The organism is Acidimicrobiales bacterium (assembly GCA_035630295.1).
Lineage (GTDB): Bacteria > Actinomycetota > Acidimicrobiia > Acidimicrobiales > Iamiaceae > Iamia.
The window spans coordinates 58,032-74,535 of record DASQKY010000053.1; the positions used below are offsets into that span (position 1 = coordinate 58,032).

Genomic DNA, 16,504 nt, shown 5'->3' on the forward strand with positions numbered 1-16,504 from the left:
TCAGGCCGGGACCACCGCCCGCAGCGCCACCGGGATCCCGTTCAGCACCGCGGTGCCGGAGGGGACGTCCACCTCGGCCTCGTCGGTCAGGACGTTGCTGTTGACGCCGGGGTGGCGCCCGGCCACGCCCAGGCGCACCCCCGGCAGGTCGTGGCCCCAGCCGTGGGGCAGGCTGACCACGCCGGGGCGGATGGCGTCGGTGACCTCCACCGGGGCGGTCACCTCCCCCACCCGGCTGCGCACCGCAACCGGGTCGCCATCGGCCAGGCCCAGGCGGGCGGCGTCGTCGGGGTGGACGTGCAGGGTGCAGCGGGGCCGGCCCTTCACCAGCACCTCCACGTTGTGCATCCAGGAGTTGTTGGACCGCACGTCGCGCCGCCCGACCAGGCGGAAGGGCCGCTCGGCGGGGCCGGCGCCGGCGGCCATGGCCTCGCGCAGGCGGGGCAGGTCGGCCAGGATCGGCTCCGGGGCCATCTCCACCCGGCCGCTCGGGGTGCGCAGCACCTCGGGGAGCCGTGGCTCGAGAGCGCCCAGGTCGACGCCGTGGGGGGCGGCCCGCAGGGCGGCCAGGCTCAACCCCCCGGGGCGGGACCCGAGGGCGTCGCCGTACGGGCCGGTGCGGACCATGAGGTCGACCAGCCGGGCCGGCCCCCGCTCATCCCCCAGCGCGTCGCGGACCTCGCCCGGGTCGCGCCCGTGGAGCGGGCCGTGCTCGTCGGCCACCGCCGCGGCGACCAGGGCGTCGACCACCAGGTCGTCGACCAGGGCCGGGTCGCCCCCCGGCCCCATCCCCTGGGCCACCAGGGCCAGGCGGGCCAGCACCTCCCACTCGTCGGGCTGGCCCTCGGGCCGGGCCAGCACCGGGTCGCTCCAGTTGCTCACGTTGCGGATGGCCAGCTGGAGCAGGGCCAGGTCGTAGTGGGACTTCTCCAGGGCGCTGGGGGCCGGGAGGATGACATCGGCGTGGCGGGTGGTCTCGTTGACGTAGATGTCGACGGCGACCATGGCCTCCAGGGTGCCCAGGGCCGCGTCCAGGCGCCCGCTGTTGGGGGTGGACACCACCGGGTTGCCGGCGATGGTGACCAGGGCCCTGACCTGCCCGTCACCGGGCGTGTCGATCTCCTCGGCCAGGGCCGCCACCGGCAGCTCCCCCAGCGACTCGCCCAGCCCCCGCACCCGGGTCCGGCGCCGGCCGATGGCCAGGCCCCGGCCCACGCCGGGCGCCCCCCGGGTGGTGACCGAGCCGGCCGCCGGGAGGGTGAACATGGCTCCCCCGGGGCGGTCCAGGTTGCCGGTCAGCACGTTGCACACGTCGACCAGCCACGAGGCCAGGGTGCCGAACAGGGCGGTGGTGGTGCCGACCCGGCCGTACACCGCGGCGCTGGGGGCGGCGGCCAGGTCGCGGGCCAGGCGGCGGGTGGTGGCGGCGTCGACCCCGGTCGCCTCGGCCACCGCCTCGGGCGTGAACGCGGCCAGGGCGGCCCGGGCCTCGTCCAGGCCGGCCAGGTGGGCGCCGGCCGGGCCGGGGTCGGCCAGACCCTCCTCCCACAGGGTGGTGGCCACCGCGGCCAGGAGCAGGGCGTCGGCCCCGGGGCGCACGGCCACCCACTCGTCGGCCAGCTCGGCGGTGCGGGTGCGCCGGGGGTCGACCACCACCAGGCGCCCGCCCCGGGCCCGCAGGGCCTTCAGCCGCCCGGGCCAGTCCGGGGCGGTGGCCAGGCTGCCGTTGGACTCCACCGGGTTGGCGCCCAGCAGGAGCAGGTGGTCGGTGCGGTCGATGTCGGGCACCGGCACGCTGAGGGAGGCCCCGAACATGAGCCCGGCCGAGATCTCCTTGGGCCGCTGGTCCACGGTGCTGGCCGAGAACACGTTGGGCGTGCCCAGGGCCCGCAGCAGGGGCTTGAGGTAGAGCATCGAGCCGATGTTGTGGGCGTTGGGGTTGCCCACGTAGGCGGCCACCGCCTCCCGCCCGTGTTCGGCGACGACCCCCGAGAGCAGCCGGTCGACCTCGGCGAAGGCCTCGTCCCACCCGACCTCGACGAAGGCCCCGTCCCGCTTCACCAGGGGCCGCCGGACCCGGTCGGGGTCCTCGTGGAGCTGGCGCAGGGTCGAGCCCTTGGGGCAGATGAAGCCGTGGCTGAACACGTCCTCCCGGTCGCCCCGGATGCGGGTGACCCGCTCGGTCCCGTCGTCGTCGCCGGCCACGGTGATCTCCAGGCCGCAGCCCGCCTCGCAGAGAGGGCAGGTCCGGAAGGCGGTGCGGGTGGCCGGGCCGCCGCCGGGGGCGGGGCCGAGCCGGAGGTCGGGGTCCACGACGGTCATGCCCGCATCCTCCCACCGCCCCCGGCCCCCCGCTGGCGCGGTGGCGGCCCGCCCTCCGGGGGCGCCGGTAGGGTCGCCGGCCGTGCGCCAGCTGCTCCCCCGGCCCGCGGTGGTCGACCCGCTCGACGCCTACGCGGTGCCGCGGCCCCGACCGGGCGGGCGGCCGTGGGTGGCCGGGCTCATGGCCTCCTCCGCCGACGGGGCCGCGGCGGTGGACGGGCGCTCCGGAGCCCTGGGGGGCGACGGCGACCGCCTGGTGTTCCGGGCCGTGAGGGCCCTGGCCGACGCCGTGCTGGTGGGGGCGGGCACGGTACGGGACGAGGCCTACGGCCCGGCCCGGACGATCGAGGACCACCGGGCCACCCGGACGGCCCGGGGCCAGGCTCCGCACCCCCGCCTGGTCGTGGTCTCGGGCCGGCTCGACCTGGACCCGGGCCTGCGTCTCTTCGCCGAGGCCGACGGGACCACGCCCCCGCCCCTGGTGGTGCACCCCCCGACGGCGCCGGCCAGGGCCCGCCGCCTCCTGGACGGTCGGGCCGAGCTGGTGGAGGTGGCGGCCGGGCCCGGGGGCGGGGTCGATCCCCACGCCGTGCTGGGCGTGCTGGACGGACTGGGCCTGGACGTGGTCGTGTGCGAGGGCGGGCCCTCGCTCAACGGCACCCTGCTGGAGGCCGACCTGCTCGACGAGCTGTGCCTCACCCTCGACCCCCGGGTGGTGGGAGGGGCCTCGCCCCGCATCGCCCACGGGCCGGCACCGGCCATCGCCCGGGACTGGCACCCGGCCCACCTGCTGGAGCACGACGGCGTGCTGTTCTGGCGGCTCCTGCGCCGACGGCGGTGAGCGGGCTCAGCCCTCGGGCCGGCCCGAGCCCTTGGTCAGCAGTCGGAGCTCGTCGGCGAAGTCCTCGACCCGGGTGAAGTCCTTGTAGACGCTGGCGAAGCGCAGGTAGGCCACGTCGTCGAGCTCCCGGAGCCGCTCCAGCACGGCCAGGCCCACCCGGGTCGACTCCACCTCGCCCCCCCGGCGCCGCATGGCGTCTTCCACCCCGGTGACCAGGGCGTCGATCTGCTCCTCGGTCACCGGCCGGTTCTTGACCGCGGCCACCACCCCGGACGCCACCTTGTCCCGGTCGAAGGGCTGGCGCTCGCCGGTGGTCTTGAGCACGACCAGGGGAGCCTCCTCGACCCGCTCGAAGGTGGTGAAGCGGTGCCCGCAGCCCAGGCAGGCGCGCCGGCGCCGGATGGCCGAGCCGTCGTCCGAGGCGCGCGAGTCGACGACCTTGTCGTCGAGGGCCGAGCAGTCCGGGCAACGCACCCGGGCGACGCTACTCACGGCGCATCCCAAAGTTCGCCCTGCCTGCAGCCCTCTCGTCCCCTCGGGCCCCGGCCCTCGCTCCGCTCGGCCTACCCCTCAGCCGGAACGCGGACCTCGTCGCCGACCTGGAGGGCGGGGGTGCCGCGATCGGCCACCATGGCCTCGACCACGGGGCGGACGTCGCCGGTGGGGTGGACCTGGCGGGCCAGGGTCCAGAGCGTGTCGCCGGACCCGGCCTCGACCACCACCACCGGGCCCCCGACGGCGGCGGGGGTGGGCGCCGCCCAGCCCGCGGCGACCCCCGCGACGGACCGGGCGGCGAGCAGGGCCAGGGCCAGGACCGTCACCAGGGCCAGGGCGGCGACCACCCGGCGGCGGCGGTACACCACGGCCCGGGCCGGGGCCGAACGACCGCCCTCGATGAGGCGCAGGGCCGGGCGGGCGGCGGGGACGACGGTGCCGGGGACGAAGGTGATGGGGACGATGACAGCGGCCATGGGGACATCTTCCTCAGGGGGTGTGACAGCCGGGGTGGCTGGGGGGCCGGCGGCCGGTCGGAACGCCTGTTCGTGCACGATGCCCGAACAGGCGTTCCTCCGTCAAGCCCCGAGGCGAACGCCTGCGCGGCGGAACAGGTGTTTGGCAGGGCCGGCCGGTCGTGCTACCGTCCTCCGTACACCCGTTCGCCACGACTCGCCCGGAGCCGGGGCTGCGACGAGGAGGCACACCGATGGCGACCCCGCAGCTGACCACCCGCCAGCGCCAGATCCTGGACTGCATCGAGGCGAGCATGCGCGAACGGGGCTACCCCCCCTCCGTCCGCGAGATCGGGGAGACCGTGGGCCTCACCTCCCCCTCGACCGTGCACAACCACCTGGCCACCCTGCAGAAGCGGGGCTACCTCAAGCGCGACCCCAGCAAGCCGCGGGCCATCGAGGTCCGCTACGACTCCATGTCGGGCAGCGTGGTCGAGCGGGGCCAGGTGCGCCACGTGCCCCTGGTGGGTGACGTCGCCGCCGGCACCGACGTGCTGGCGGCCGAGAACATCACCGAGTCCATGCCCATGCCGGCCGAGCTGGTGGGCGAGGGTGACCTGTTCATGCTGCGGGTCCGGGGCGACTCGATGATCGACGCCGGCATCCTCGACGGCGACTACCTGGTGGCCCGCTCCCAGCCCGAGGCGGCCCGGGGCGAGATCGTCATCGCCGGCATCCCGGGCGACGAGGCCACGGTCAAGACCTACCTGCCCAAGGGGAGCAAGGTCATCCTCCGGCCGGCCAACGAGCGCCTGGCCGACATGGAGTTCGATGCCGACGAGGTCGCCATCTTCGGCAAGGTGGTCAGCGTCCTGCGCAAGCTCTGAGGGTGCGCCGACCCCCTCGCCCCGTGCTGGCGGTGGCGGCCGGGCTGTTCGTGGCCCTGGCCGCCCTGGCCGTCGGGGGGGCTCTGGGGGACGACGGTGCCGAGGTGGCCACCCGCGCCGGCGACCGCTGGAACCTGGCCCTGGTGGGCGTGCCCGCGGCGTGGGCCACGACCCGGGGGGCGGGGACCACCGTGGCCGTGGTCGACACCGGGGTGGACCGCCGCCACCCGGACCTGGTCGGCCGCATCGCCGGCACCGTCGACTGCGTGGGCGCCGAGGGTGACCCCGATCGCTGCCGCCCCGGCGGCGACTCCGACCGCGACGGTCACGGCACCCACGTGGCCGGCCTGGTGGCCGCCGCCACCCCCGGCGGGGGCGTGGTGGGCGTGGCCCCCGCGGCCCGGTTGCTGGCGGTGCGGGCCCTGGTGCCGGCGGCCTGCGCCCGCCGGCCGTGCGGGGCCACCGGCCGGGGCGCGGACGTGGCCGCCGGCCTGCGCTGGGCGGTGCGGGAGGGAGCGGACGTGGTGAACCTGTCGCTCGGGGCCGGCGCCGGCGGCACCGACGGCGCGCTGCTGGCCGCCATCGACGAGGCGTGGGGCGCCGGGGTGGTGGTCGTGGTGGCCGGACCCACCGGCCGGGTGCGCACCGACGTGGGCGACGCGCCGGCCGTGGTGGTCACCGCGGTGGGGGCCGACGGCCAGGCCGCCCCCTACGCCACCGGCGTGGGCGGTGCCCGTTGGGCCCTGGCCGCCCCCGGGGGCACGGCCCGGGCCCCGACCGGTGACGGGTGCCGGGGCGACGACGCCGTCCTCTCCGCCGTCCCCGTGCCCGGCGGGCGCTCGACGGCCCACGGCTGCCTGGTGGGCACGTCCATGGCCGCCCCCCACGTGGCCGGGGCCGCGGCCCTGCTCCGGGCCACCGGCCTCTCGGCCCGGGCCGCCGTCGACCGCCTGCTGGCCACCGCGGCCGACCGGGGGCCGGTCGGTCCCGACCCCACCTACGGCGCCGGCCTCCTCGACGTGGCCGCCGCCGTGGCCGGCCGCTGACCCTCGGTCGTTCAGCCCAGGAGGTCGACCAGCACCGTGTGGCAGGCCTCGATGGGGCCCCGGGCCACCCGCTCCTCCGCGGTGTGGGCCAGGGTGGCGTCGCCGGGGCCGAGGTTGGCGGCCGGCACGCCCAGCGCCGCGAAGCGGGCCACGTCGGTCCAGCCCAGCTTGGCCCGCACCTCCAGGCCGTGGGCCTCGACCACCCGGGCCAGCAGTGGGTGGTCCACGGCCGGCGGCGCGGCCGGGGCCGAGTCGACCACGGTGACCTCGTCGCCCTCGTCCAGGTGGGGGGCCACCACCGCCCGGACGTGGGCCACGGCCTCCTCGACGGTGCGGTCGGGGGCGAAGCGGTGGTTCAGGGTCACCACGGCCCGGTCGGGCACCACGTTGGCGGCCACGCCGCCCTCCACCCGGACGGCCTGGAGGGCCTCCCGGTACTCGCAGCCCGCCAGCACCGGCCGGCGCTCGGGCACCGCGGCCACCGCGGCCAGGACCTCACCCAGGCGGTGGATGGCGTTGCGCCCCATCCACGGGCGGGCGGTGTGGGCCCGGGCCCCCCGGAGGGCCACCTCGATCCGGACCGTGCCCTGGCAGCCGGCCTCGATGGCCCCGTCGGTGGGCTCGCCCAGCACCGCCAGGTCGCCGGCCAGCAGGTCGGGCCGCTCCCGGACCAGCTCACCCAGCCCGCTGTCGGCCGAGGCCACCTCCTCACGGGCGTAGAACACCCAGGTGACGTCCGCGGCCGGCTCGGCCACGGTGCGGGCCAGGTGGAGCATCACGGCGAGGCCGCTCTTCATGTCGGTGGCGCCGACGCCCCACAGCACGTCGCCCTCGATGCGAGCCCGGTCGTTGCCCCCCACGGCGGGGACGGTGTCGGTGTGCCCGGCCAGCACCACCCGCTGGTCCCGGCCCAGGGTGGTGCGGGCCACCACGTTGTCGCCCACCCGGGTCACCTCCAGGCCGGGCCGGGCCCGCAGGTCGGCCTCCAGCCAGTCGACCAGGGCGGCCTCGTGGTAGCTCTCGGACGGCACGTCCACCAGCTCGGCGGTCAGGGCCAGCAGATCGGTCACCCGGGCAGAATAGGAGTCGCCGGTCCCGGCCCCGCGTCGGGTTGGGCGTCGTCGGTCCCGGCCCCGCGTCGGGTGGGGCCGGCCGGGCCGCTCCCCTAGCCTCGGCCCGACCCACCCCCAGGAGGACCCGTGACCGCCCCGACGACACGCACCCCGACCACGGCCCGGGGCATCGGCCTGGCCACGCTGTCGACCCACGGCGACGGGGCCAAGGTGCTCGACACCTGGTACCCGATCCTGGCCGTGGACGACCAGCCGTCGCCGGCCGACGCGGTGCTGGCCGCGGCCGGGGCGGGCGGGGCCACCGGGACCACGGTGGTGGGGGCCGAGGCGCTCCGGGCCGGGGCCGCCGGGGGCGGCGAGCACGCCGACCTCCTGGACGCCCTGGCCGCCAGCCTGGCCCAGCCCGACGGGGGCACCGGCCTCCCGGTGCGCCGGGTGGCCGTGGTGACGGCGCTCGACGACCTGGCCACCGGCCCGGCCGACGCCCACGACGCCTACCTGCGCCTCCACCTGCTCTCGTCCCGGCGGGCCCGGCCCAACTCCCTCGGCCTCGACGGGCTGTTCGGCGTGCTGGCCAACGTGGTGTGGACGGACCGGGGCCCGGCCGACCCCGAGGGGTTCGAGGCCACCCGCGCCGCCCTGCGGGCCCGGGGCGAGCACGTCGAGGTGGTGGGGCTGGACAAGTTCCCCCGCATGACCGACTACGTGGTCCCCAGCGGGGTCCGCATCGCCAACACCGACCGGGTCCGCCTGGGCGCCCACCTGGCCGAGGGGACCACGGTGATGCACGAGGGCTACGTGAACTTCAACGCCGGCACGCTGGGCCCCTCCATGGTCGAGGGGCGCATCAGCGCCGGGGTGGTGGTCGGGGCCGGGGCCGACATCGGCGGCGGGGCCTCCCTCATGGGCACCCTCTCCGGGGGCGGCTCCGAGGTGGTGCGGGTCGGCGAGCGCTCCCTGGTGGGGGCGAACGGCGGCATCGGCATCGCCCTGGGCGACGACTGCGTGGTGGAGGCCGGCCTCTACGTCACCGCCGGCACCCTGGTGACCCTGCCCACCGGCGAGGTGGTGAAGGGCCGCAAGCTCTCGGGCCGCTCCGGGCTCATGTTCATCCGCCACTCCACCACCGGCCGGGTCGAGGCCCGGGCCCGCACCGGGAGCTGGGGCGAGCTCAACGCCGCCCTGCACGCCAACTAGCGGCGCCAACCAGCGGGCGACGGCTAGCGCACGCCGGGGGGCGGCCACGCCCCCCACGGCCCGGGGGGCGGCGGGGCGGCCCGGGCGGCGCGCTTGGCCCGCCCCCGGGCGCGGGCCAGGATGACCGTGACCAGGACGGCCAGGAACGGGGCCACCACGGCCAGCAGGCCGGCGGTGCGGCCGGCGGCCGCGATCTTGCGGTAGGGGCTCTGGGTCACGACCAGGAGGGTGCGCTCGGGGTCCAGCTCGGGCTGGGGCCGGCTGCGCAGCACGTAGTCGCCCTCCTCGGCGAAGTGGACCGTCCGCAGGGGGACGTACTGGGTCTGGTCCTCGGGGCTGGGCAGCTCCTGGAAGCCCTCGTAGGGGACCAGGGCCAGGGGCGCGGCCCCGTCGGCGGGCAGCACCTCGATGGCCAGCTCCTCGGCGAAGCGCTCCTTGTCGGCGTCCCCGCCCAGCACCGCCTCGCCGACGTAGCCGATGGTGTAGCCACCGGGCTCGTCGATGGTGATGGTCTGGTCCTCGCCGGGGGCGACCACGTTGGCCCGCAGGAAGACCTGCTGGGCGTCGCGCCACCCGTCGCGCAGGATCTCCACGCCGACCAGGCCGGCCAGGACCAGCCCCAGCACGGGCAGGGCGTACCACCAGCCCGAGGGCCGGACGGACGGGGCGGTGACGGGGGCGGCCACGATCAGGCCGCCGGCCCCGAAGCGGCACCGGCCCGGGCGGCCAGGCGCCGGGCCAACTCGTCGACCCGGTCGTCGGGGGCCACCAGGGCCAGCCGGACGTGCCCCTCCCCCGCCGGGCCGTAGGCCCCGCCCGGCGTGACCAGGGTGCCGAGCTCGTCGGCCCACCAGTCGGCCCACGCCGCGCCGTCGCCCCCCGGCGCCGGCAACCACAGGTAGAAGGCCCCGCCCGGCTCGGGCGCCGGGAGCCCGGCCGAGCCCAGGGCGGCCCGCACCACGTCGAGGCGGCGCCGGTAGGTGGCCCGCTGGGCGGCAGCGTGCCCGTCGTCGTCCAGGGCCACCGCGGCCACCTCCTGCACCGGGCCGGCCACCATGCACCCGGCGTGCTTGCGGAGCTGGGACAGGTACGCCACCAGCTCCGCGTCGCCGGCGTAGAAGCCGACCCGCAGGCCGGCCAGGTTCGACCGCTTCGACAGGGAGTGGACGGCCAACACCCCGTCGAGGCCGTGGGCCAGGATGGTCCGGGGCGGCCCGTCCCAGGTCAGCTCCGTGTAGCACTCGTCGGAGAGCACCGGCACGTCGTGGGCCCGGCCCCAGGCGGCGGCAGCAGCCAGGTCGTCGAGGGCGCCGGTGGGGTTGCCGGGGCTGTTGGACCACAGGCCCAGGGCCCGGGCCGCGTCGGCGGGGTCCACCGCCGCCAGGTCGAGGGCCCCGTCGGGGCCGGCCGGGACGGGCACGGCCCGGCACCCGGCCAGGCGGGCGCCCATGGCGTAGGTCGGGTAGGCCACCGCCGGGTGGAGGACGGTGTCGCGGTCGGGCCGGCGGAGCCGGAGCCAGTGGGGCAGGCCGGCCACCAGCTCCTTCGAGCCCATGGAGGCCGCCACCTGCTCGGGTGGCACCTCCACCCCGAAGCGCCGGGCCACCCAGCCGGCGGCGGCGGTCCGGAAGCGGGCCGTGCCCACCGACGGCGGGTAGCCCCGGGCCCCGCCGGCCCGGGCCAGTACGTCGGCCACGAAGCCGGGCGGGTCGTCGACCGGCGTGCCGATGGTGAGGTCGATGGCCCCGCCGGGGTGGGCGCCGGCCCGGCCCCGGCGGCCGTCGATGGCCTCCCACACGGTGGGGGGCGGCTCGAAGGCGGCGGTCACGGACCCGGAGCGGGGGCGATGAAGGGCGCCAGCCGGGCCGCGCCGGCGGCGTCGAGGCGGGCGGTGACGACCATGCCGTCGGTCCCGGCCTCCTCGGCCACCACCTCGCCCTCCCGGTGGATCTCGGCCAGGACGTCGCCCCGGGCGAAGGGCACCAGCAGCCGGTAGCTGGTGGTCAGGGCCCGCAGGCGCTCGGCCACCGCGGCCAGCAGATCGTCGGTCCCCTCGCCGGTGACGGCCGAGGCGGCCACCGCCCCGGGGTGGCGCTCGACCAGCCGCTTCCACTCCTGGGAGCGGTCCCGCTTGTTGAAGCACAGCAGCTCGGGCACCTCGGCCGCCCCGATCTTCTCCAGCACCTCGCGCACGGCGGCGATCTGGCCCTCGGGGTCGGGGGAGGCGGCGTCGACCACGTGGACCAGCAGGTCGGCCTCGGCGGCCACGTCGAGGGTGGACCGGAAGGCCTCGACCAGCTGGTGGGGCAGCTTGCGGATGAAGCCCACGGTGTCGGTGGCCAGCACGGCCTCGCCCCCGGGCAGCTCCAGCCGGCGGGTGGTGGCGTCCAGGGTGGCGAACAGCCGGTCCTCGACGTGCACGTCGGCCTCGGCGATGCGGTTGAGCAGGCTGGACTTGCCGGCGTTGGTGTAGCCCACCAGGGCCACGTGGCCGGACCGGCTGCGCTGGCGGGCCTTGCGCTGGGTGTCGCGGTGGCGGGCCACCTCCCGCAGGTCGGCCTCCAGCTTGTGGACCCGACGCAGGACACGGCGGCGGTCGACCTCGAGCTGGGTCTCGCCCGGGCCCCGGCGGGCCCCCAGGCCACCACCGGCCCCGCCGGCCTGCTGGGACAGGGAGCCGCCCCGGCCCCGCAGGCGGGGCAGGCGGTAGCGGTGCATGGCCAGCTCGACCTGGGCCTTGCCCTCCTGGCTGGAGGCGTTCTGGGCGAAGATGTCGAGGATCACCGCGGTGCGGTCGATGGCCGTCCGCTTGAGGGCCCTCTCCAGGTTGGCCTGTTGGGCCGGGCTGAGCTCGTCGTCGAAGACCACGGTGTCGCAGTCCACGGCCTCGGCCAGCTCCTTCAGCTCCTCGACCTTGCCCTTGCCGATGTAGGTGGCGGGCTCGGGCCGGGCCCGGCGCTGCACCACCCGGCCCACCACGTCGGCCCCGGCCGTGTCGACCAGCAGCTCCAGCTCGTCCAGGCCGGCCTCGGTGTCGTCCTCGTGAGCCGGGGGCAGGGTCACCCCCACCAGCAGGATCTTCTCCCGGAAGGTGCGCTCGATGAACCCGTCGGAGCGGCCGCCGAACTCGCCGAAGGCACCGCGGTGGGAGCCGTCGTCGTCGGCCGGGGGGCGGTCCGGACCCACCGGGGCGATGGCGATGTCGTCGGAGCGGTCGGGGGCGCGGTCCTCGGGGAGGTCGTCGGGTCCGGGGGTCACGCCTCGACCTCCACGGTGGCGATGCGGACGGCCGGGCCCCGCAGGGTCATGCGCTCCCCCACCTCGACCTGGACGTCGCCGCCGGGCATGTGGACGGTGACGGTGGGCCCCACCAGCCCCCAGTCGTGGGCGGCCCGGGCCGCGGCGGTGGCCCCGGTGCCACAGGCCTGGGTCGCCCCCGCCCCCCGCTCCCAGATGGCCATGGTCACGGCGTCGGCCTGGCCCGGAGTGGGGGCCACGGCGTGCACGTTCATGCCGGCCGAGAACGAGGCCTCCCAGGCCGGGCCGGCCGCGGTCACCACCACCGCGCCCGGGTCCTCGACCAGGAGCACGAGGTGGGGGTTGCCCAGGTCGAGGGTGCGCTGGCGGAGGGGCTCGGCGGCCAGCTGGGCGGCGGTGAGGCCCGCCCCCTCGGTGGGGCCCCGCTGGCGGTCGGGCCGGGGGCCGTCCAGGGCCGGGCCCATGTCCACCGCGGCCACCACCGTGGCCGAGTCGGGGCCGGGGCTGACCGCCACGGTGCGGAGGCCGTCGTCGGTGGTGACCTTCAGCTCGACGCTCGCCGTCCCCCGCCGGTCGGCCTCGGCCTGGGCCAGGCAGCGGATGCCGTTGCCGCTCATCTCGGGCCGGCTGCCGTCGGAGTTGTAGAGCACCATCTCCAAGTCGTGGCCGTCCCGGCCATCGAGGGTGCCGAGGAGGAGGCCGTCGGCCCCGATGCCGCGGCGCCGGTCGCACCAGCGAAGGGCGTGGTCGGGCCCGACGCCGGCCAGCTCGGCGGCCGGGCCCAGCAGCACGAGGAAGTCGTTGCCGAGGCCGTGGTGCTTGGTCAGGCGGTAGGTCAACGGTGCTCCACGTCGGTCAGGGCGAGGGCCAGTCTCGCAGGCCGGGCGCCGGATCCCGCCCCGGTTCGCCCCCCGTGGCCCCGACGTCGCTCACGGCCCGAGCAGGGCCCGCACCCGGGCCACCAGCGGTCCGGCCACCTCGGCCGGCTCGGCGGTGGCGTCGAACCACTCGACCCGGGGGTCGCGACGGAACCACGCCCGCTGGCGACGGGCGAAGCGCCGGGTACGCCGCACGGCCAGGTCGAGGGCATCGGCGAAGGTGGCCTCCCCGGCCAGGTGGGCCAGGAGCTCGCGGTAGCCCAGGGCCTGGGCCGCGGTGCGGCTGAGGGGGTGAGGCAGGCGGGCGAGGGCCTCCACCTCGGCCAGGAACCCGGCCGCCACCTGCTGGTGGTACCGGGCCTCGATGCGGGCCGCCACCGCCGGAGGCGGCAGGCGCACGCCGACCTGGGGGATGGCCCCGGCCGGGTGGGTGTCGAGGCCGGCGCCGTAGGAGGAGAAGGGCCGCCCGCTGCCCACCGTGACCTCCAGGGCCCGGACGATGCGCCGGCGGTTGTCGGGCTCCATGCGGGCCGCGGCCACCGGGTCCAGGGCGGCCAGGCGGGTGTGCAGGGCCCGGGTGTCGGGCTCGGCCTCCAGCTCGGCCCGGGCCTCGGGGTACTGGCCGGGCACGTCGAGGTCGTCGATGACGGCCCGCAGGTACAGGCCGGTGCCGCCCACCAGCACGGCCCGGCGGCCCCGGGCCGCCACGTCGGCCAGGGCGGCCCGGGCCGCGTCCTGGAACCGCACCACCGACCACTCCTCCCACGGGTCGACCAGGTCGATCAGGTGGTGCGGCACCTCGGCCCGCTCGGCCGCGGTGGGCGAGGCCGTCCCGATGTCCATGCCCCGGTAGACCTGCATCGAGTCGATGGAGACCAGCTCGACGTCGGGCAGGGCCCGGGCCACCTGCAGGGCCAGGGCCGACTTGCCCGCGGCGGTGGTGCCGACCAGGGCCACCGCCGGGGGGTGGGGGGCGGCGCCCACGTCGCCGGCCGTCAGGCCGAGGCCACGGGGATGCGGGTGCGGTGGCGGGCGGGCGCCGTCACCGCCACCAGCTCGCCCCGCAGGTGGTGGGGCGCGGCGCCCGTGACCCGCACCTCGGCGTAGCTGCCGGCCCTGAGGGGGCGGCCGGCCGGGAAGTGCACCAGCTTGTTCTGGCTGGTCCGGCCGGTGAGCACGGCCGGGTCCTTGCGGGACGGGCCCTCCACGGTGACCTCCTCGACCCGGCCGATGCGGGCCCGGTGACGGGCCACGGCGGAGCGCTCGACCACCACCCGGAGCCGCTCGAAGCGCTCAGCCACCACGTCGGGGGGGACGGCCAGGTGGCCCAGGTCGGCCGCCTCGGTGCCGGCCCGGGGCGAGAAGATGAAGGTGTAGGCCGAGTCGTAGGCGGCCTCGGCCGCCACCTCCAGGGTGCGGGCGAAGTCGTCCTCGGTCTCGCCCGGGAAGCCCACGATGATGTCGGTGGTGACGGCCAGGTCGGGCACCGCGGCCCGGGCCGCGGCCAGCCGGTCCAGGTAGCGCTGGGCGGTGTAGCCCCGGTGCATGGCGGCCAGCACCCGGTCGCTGCCCGACTGGAGGGGCAGGTGGAGGTGGTCGCACACCTCGGGCACCTCGGCCATGGCCGCGATGACCTCGGGCCGGAGGTCCTTGGGGTGGGGGCTGGTGAAGCGGACCCGGCGGATGCCCTCGACCGCCCCCACGGCTCGCAGCAGGTCGGCGAACAGGGGCCGGACCCGCACGTCGTCGCCCTGCTGGCGGGCGCCGAGGGTGAGGTCCCGGCCGTAGGAGTTCACGTTCTGGCCCAGGAGGGTGACCTCGCTGACCCCCTCGGCGGCCAGGGCCCGCACCTCGTCGACCAGGCCGGCGAAGGGGCGGCTCATCTCCGGGCCCCGCACCGCGGGGACGATGCAGAAGGCGCAGGCGTTGTCGCAGCCGACCTGGATGCTGACCCAGGCCGAGTGGCCGTGGTCGCGCCGACGGGGCAGGGCCGAGGGGAACATGGCCTCGTCGTCGGCCACCGCGGCATCGAGGATCTCGGTGATCGGTCCGCCGGCCCGGGCCGAGCGGACCAGGTCGGCGGCCCGGTGGACGTTGTGGGTGCCGAGCACGACGTCGACGTAGGGGGCCCGGTCCCGCACCAGGTCACGGTCCTTCTGGGCCAGGCACCCGCCCACCACGATCTGCAGGTCGGGTCGGGCCTCCTTGCGGGACTTGAGGTGCCCGAGCGTGCCGTAGAGCTTGTTGTCGGCGTTCTCCCGGATGCAGCAGGTGTTGAGGACGATGACGTCGGCGTCGTCCTCGTTCCGGGCCGGGGCCAGCCCGTCGGCCTCCAGCAGGCCGGCGATGCGCTCGGAGTCGTGCTCGTTCATCTGGCACCCGAAGGTGCGGACCAGGTAGCTCCGGGGGCGGTCGGCGGTGTCGGCCATGGCCGGGCGAGTCTACGGAGCCGGCCGGCGGCTCGGGCCTACCAGGGGGCCTGGGCCGCCGGGGGGCGGGGGTGGCGGGGGTGGCGGGGCGGCTCGGGTGACATCTCGCGGTGGTCGCGGTCCTCGACCAGGAGCCGGAGGGCGGTGCGCTGCTCGCCGTCGATCTGGATGTCGGCAAACGAGGGCACGCACACGATGTCGAGCCCGCCGGTGGAGAGGATCCCCCGGGCGATGACCGTGGCCTTGGTGGCCTGGTTGAGGGCACCGGCCCCGACGACCTGGATCACCACCGCCCCCGAGGTCCGGATGGCACCAGCGATGGCGCCGGCCACGGAGTTGGGGTTCGACTTGGTCGAGACCTTGAGGGTCTCCAGCTCCGCGGTGGGTCGCACGACTGGCTGGTTCGACGCCGGGGGACGACCACCTCCTCCGCCGTGGCGAGAAGGTGACGCGGCCCGCCCGGTGGGTGCAGCGGGCGGGCCACGTCGGGGACGGGCGGGCGGCGGTCGTGTGGGGCCGTTTCCGCCGCCCGCCCGAGATCTGGGCTCAGTCCTCCAGCTCGAGGCTGATGGGGACCTCGTCGGCGTCGCTCATCTCGTCGTCGCCCTCGACGATGTCGAGACCCATCTCGGTGCGGATCCGCTCCGACACCTCGACCATGATCTCGGCGTTCTCCAGCAGGAAGGTCTTGGCGTTCTCCCGCCCCTGGCCGAGCTGCTCGCCCTCGTAGGTGTACCAAGCCCCCGACTTCTTGACGATGCCGAGGTCGACCCCGATGTCGAGCACCGAGCCCTCGCGGCTGATGCCCTTGCCGTACATGATGTCGAACTCGGCCTGCTTGAACGGCGGGGCCACCTTGTTCTTCACCACCTTGACCCGGGTGCGGTTGCCCACCACCTCGACCCCGTCCTTGATGGACTCGATGCGGCGGATGTCGAGCCGGATCGATGAGTAGAACTTCAGCGCCCGGCCGCCCGGCGTGGTCTCGGGCGAGCCGAACATCACCCCGATCTTCTCCCGCAGCTGGTTGATGAAGATACAGATGGTGTCGGTCTTGTTGAGGTTGCCGGTGAGCTTGCGAAGGGCCTGGGACATGAGGCGGGCCTGGAGCCCCACGTGGGTGTCACCCATCTCGCCCTCGATCTCGGCCCGGGGGGTGAGGGCGGCCACCGAGTCGATGACCACCACGTCGAGCGCCCCGGAGCGAACGAGCATGTCGCAAATCTCCAGGGCCTGCTCGCCGGTGTCGGGCTGGGAGATGAGCATCTCGTCGATGTCGACGCCGATGGCCGCGGCGTAGATGGGGTCCATGGCGTGCTCGGCGTCGATGTAGGCGCAGATGCCCCCGTTGCGCTGGGCCTCGGCCACCACGTGCATGGCCAGGGTCGACTTGCCCGAGGACTCCGGGCCGAAGATCTCGACCACGCGGCCCCGGGGCAGGCCCCCGATGCCCAGGGCCAGGTCGAGGGCCATGGCCCCGGTGGGCACCGAGCCGATGGCCATGGAGCCCTTCTCGCCCATCTTCATGACCGAGCCCTTGCCGAACTGCTTCTCGATGCTGCCCAGGGCCATGTCGAGTGCCTTGTGACGATCCACGTGCGTGGTCCTTTCGTGGGGGCGGCC

Annotated in this window: 15 protein-coding genes and 1 pseudogene; 4 read left to right on the forward strand and 12 right to left on the reverse strand. The window is 76.5% G+C overall.

Features of this window, described 5'->3' with window-relative positions:
• The gene (locus VEW93_15555; GenBank protein HYI63206.1) at positions 1 to 2,322 is read right to left on the reverse strand and encodes a molybdopterin oxidoreductase family protein; all 2,322 of its coding nucleotides are present in this window, start codon (positions 2,320 to 2,322) and stop codon (positions 1 to 3) included.
• Positions 2,323 to 2,404: 82 nt separating this feature from the next.
• Between VEW93_15555 and VEW93_15560 the strand changes: the two genes are divergently transcribed.
• On the forward strand, positions 2,405 to 3,163 hold the full coding sequence (locus VEW93_15560; GenBank protein HYI63207.1) for a dihydrofolate reductase family protein: 759 nt from the start codon (positions 2,405 to 2,407) through the stop codon (positions 3,161 to 3,163).
• Positions 3,164 to 3,169: 6 nt separating this feature from the next.
• Here the strand turns inward: VEW93_15560 and nrdR are convergent, their stop codons facing one another.
• Positions 3,170 to 3,655 carry a transcriptional regulator NrdR gene (nrdR, locus tag VEW93_15565; protein HYI63208.1) on the reverse strand — a complete coding sequence of 162 codons (486 nt, stop codon included), beginning with the start codon at positions 3,653 to 3,655 and terminating at the stop codon, positions 3,170 to 3,172.
• Positions 3,656 to 3,726: 71 nt separating this feature from the next.
• Entirely contained in the window at positions 3,727 to 4,134 is a 408-nt protein-coding gene (locus VEW93_15570) for a hypothetical protein (GenBank protein HYI63209.1), read from the reverse strand.
• A gap of 233 nt (positions 4,135 to 4,367) precedes the next feature.
• Between VEW93_15570 and lexA the strand changes: the two genes are divergently transcribed.
• Complete coding sequence (lexA, locus tag VEW93_15575) at positions 4,368 to 5,000, forward strand: transcriptional repressor LexA (GenBank protein HYI63210.1); 633 nt, start codon at positions 4,368 to 4,370, stop codon at positions 4,998 to 5,000.
• Positions 5,001 to 5,002: 2 nt separating this feature from the next.
• Complete coding sequence (locus tag VEW93_15580) at positions 5,003 to 6,046, forward strand: S8 family serine peptidase (GenBank protein HYI63211.1); 1,044 nt, start codon at positions 5,003 to 5,005, stop codon at positions 6,044 to 6,046.
• Between the two features lie 11 nt (positions 6,047 to 6,057).
• On the opposite strand, the gene dapE is transcribed toward VEW93_15580, so the two are convergent.
• Positions 6,058 to 7,116 carry a succinyl-diaminopimelate desuccinylase gene (gene dapE, locus VEW93_15585; GenBank protein ID HYI63212.1) on the reverse strand — a complete coding sequence of 353 codons (1,059 nt, stop codon included), beginning with the start codon at positions 7,114 to 7,116 and terminating at the stop codon, positions 6,058 to 6,060.
• A gap of 129 nt (positions 7,117 to 7,245) precedes the next feature.
• Between dapE and VEW93_15590 the strand changes: the two genes are divergently transcribed.
• Positions 7,246 to 8,316: a DapH/DapD/GlmU-related protein gene (locus tag VEW93_15590; protein ID HYI63213.1), complete on the forward strand. Its 1,071-nt coding sequence runs from the start codon at positions 7,246 to 7,248 to the stop codon at positions 8,314 to 8,316.
• Between the two features lie 23 nt (positions 8,317 to 8,339).
• Here VEW93_15590 and VEW93_15595 read toward each other — a convergent pair whose 3' ends face one another.
• The 8 genes and pseudogenes from VEW93_15595 to recA all read right to left on the reverse strand — a co-directional run bounded on the left by VEW93_15595 (position 8,340) and on the right by recA (position 16,477).
• On the reverse strand, positions 8,340 to 9,002 hold the full coding sequence (locus tag VEW93_15595) for a hypothetical protein (GenBank protein ID HYI63214.1): 663 nt from the start codon (positions 9,000 to 9,002) through the stop codon (positions 8,340 to 8,342).
• A gap of 2 nt (positions 9,003 to 9,004) precedes the next feature.
• Positions 9,005 to 10,144 (reverse strand): aminotransferase class I/II-fold pyridoxal phosphate-dependent enzyme, encoded by a 1,140-nt coding sequence (locus VEW93_15600; GenBank protein ID HYI63215.1) that lies wholly within the window; start codon positions 10,142 to 10,144, stop codon positions 9,005 to 9,007.
• Complete coding sequence (gene hflX, locus VEW93_15605) at positions 10,141 to 11,574, reverse strand: GTPase HflX (protein ID HYI63216.1); 1,434 nt, start codon at positions 11,572 to 11,574, stop codon at positions 10,141 to 10,143. The genes VEW93_15600 and hflX overlap by 4 nt, the downstream gene beginning before the upstream one ends.
• Positions 11,571 to 12,413, reverse strand: coding sequence for a diaminopimelate epimerase (gene dapF, locus VEW93_15610; GenBank protein ID HYI63217.1), 843 nt, complete (start codon positions 12,411 to 12,413; stop codon positions 11,571 to 11,573). Before dapF ends, hflX begins: the two co-directional genes overlap by 4 nt.
• Positions 12,414 to 12,503: 90 nt before the next feature.
• Positions 12,504 to 13,436, reverse strand: a complete 933-nt coding sequence (miaA, locus tag VEW93_15615) for a tRNA (adenosine(37)-N6)-dimethylallyltransferase MiaA (protein HYI63218.1) — start codon at positions 13,434 to 13,436, stop codon at positions 12,504 to 12,506.
• 11 nt (positions 13,437 to 13,447) lie between these two features.
• Positions 13,448 to 14,881 carry a tRNA (N6-isopentenyl adenosine(37)-C2)-methylthiotransferase MiaB gene (gene miaB / locus VEW93_15620; GenBank protein HYI63219.1) on the reverse strand — a complete coding sequence of 478 codons (1,434 nt, stop codon included), beginning with the start codon at positions 14,879 to 14,881 and terminating at the stop codon, positions 13,448 to 13,450.
• Positions 14,882 to 14,997: 116 nt separating this feature from the next.
• Positions 14,998 to 15,255, reverse strand: a pseudogene (locus tag VEW93_15625) (stage V sporulation protein S).
• A gap of 172 nt (positions 15,256 to 15,427) precedes the next feature.
• Positions 15,428 to 16,477 (reverse strand): recombinase RecA, encoded by a 1,050-nt coding sequence (recA, locus tag VEW93_15630; protein HYI63220.1) that lies wholly within the window; start codon positions 16,475 to 16,477, stop codon positions 15,428 to 15,430.
• Positions 16,478 to 16,504: the final 27 nt, after the last annotated feature.

Bases quoted from the DNA above. Each gene is read 5' to 3' on its own strand.
- VEW93_15570 (HYI63209.1), bottom strand. From the start codon at position 4,134: ATGGCCGCTGTCATCGTCCCCATCACCTTCGTCCCCGGCACCGTCGTC.
- lexA (HYI63210.1), top strand. From the start codon at position 4,368: ATGGCGACCCCGCAGCTGACCACCCGCCAGCGCCAGATCCTGGACTGC.
- VEW93_15555 (HYI63206.1), bottom strand. From the start codon at position 2,322: ATGACCGTCGTGGACCCCGACCTCCGGCTCGGCCCCGCCCCCGGCGGC.
- miaB (HYI63219.1), bottom strand. From the start codon at position 14,881: ATGGCCGACACCGCCGACCGCCCCCGGAGCTACCTGGTCCGCACCTTC.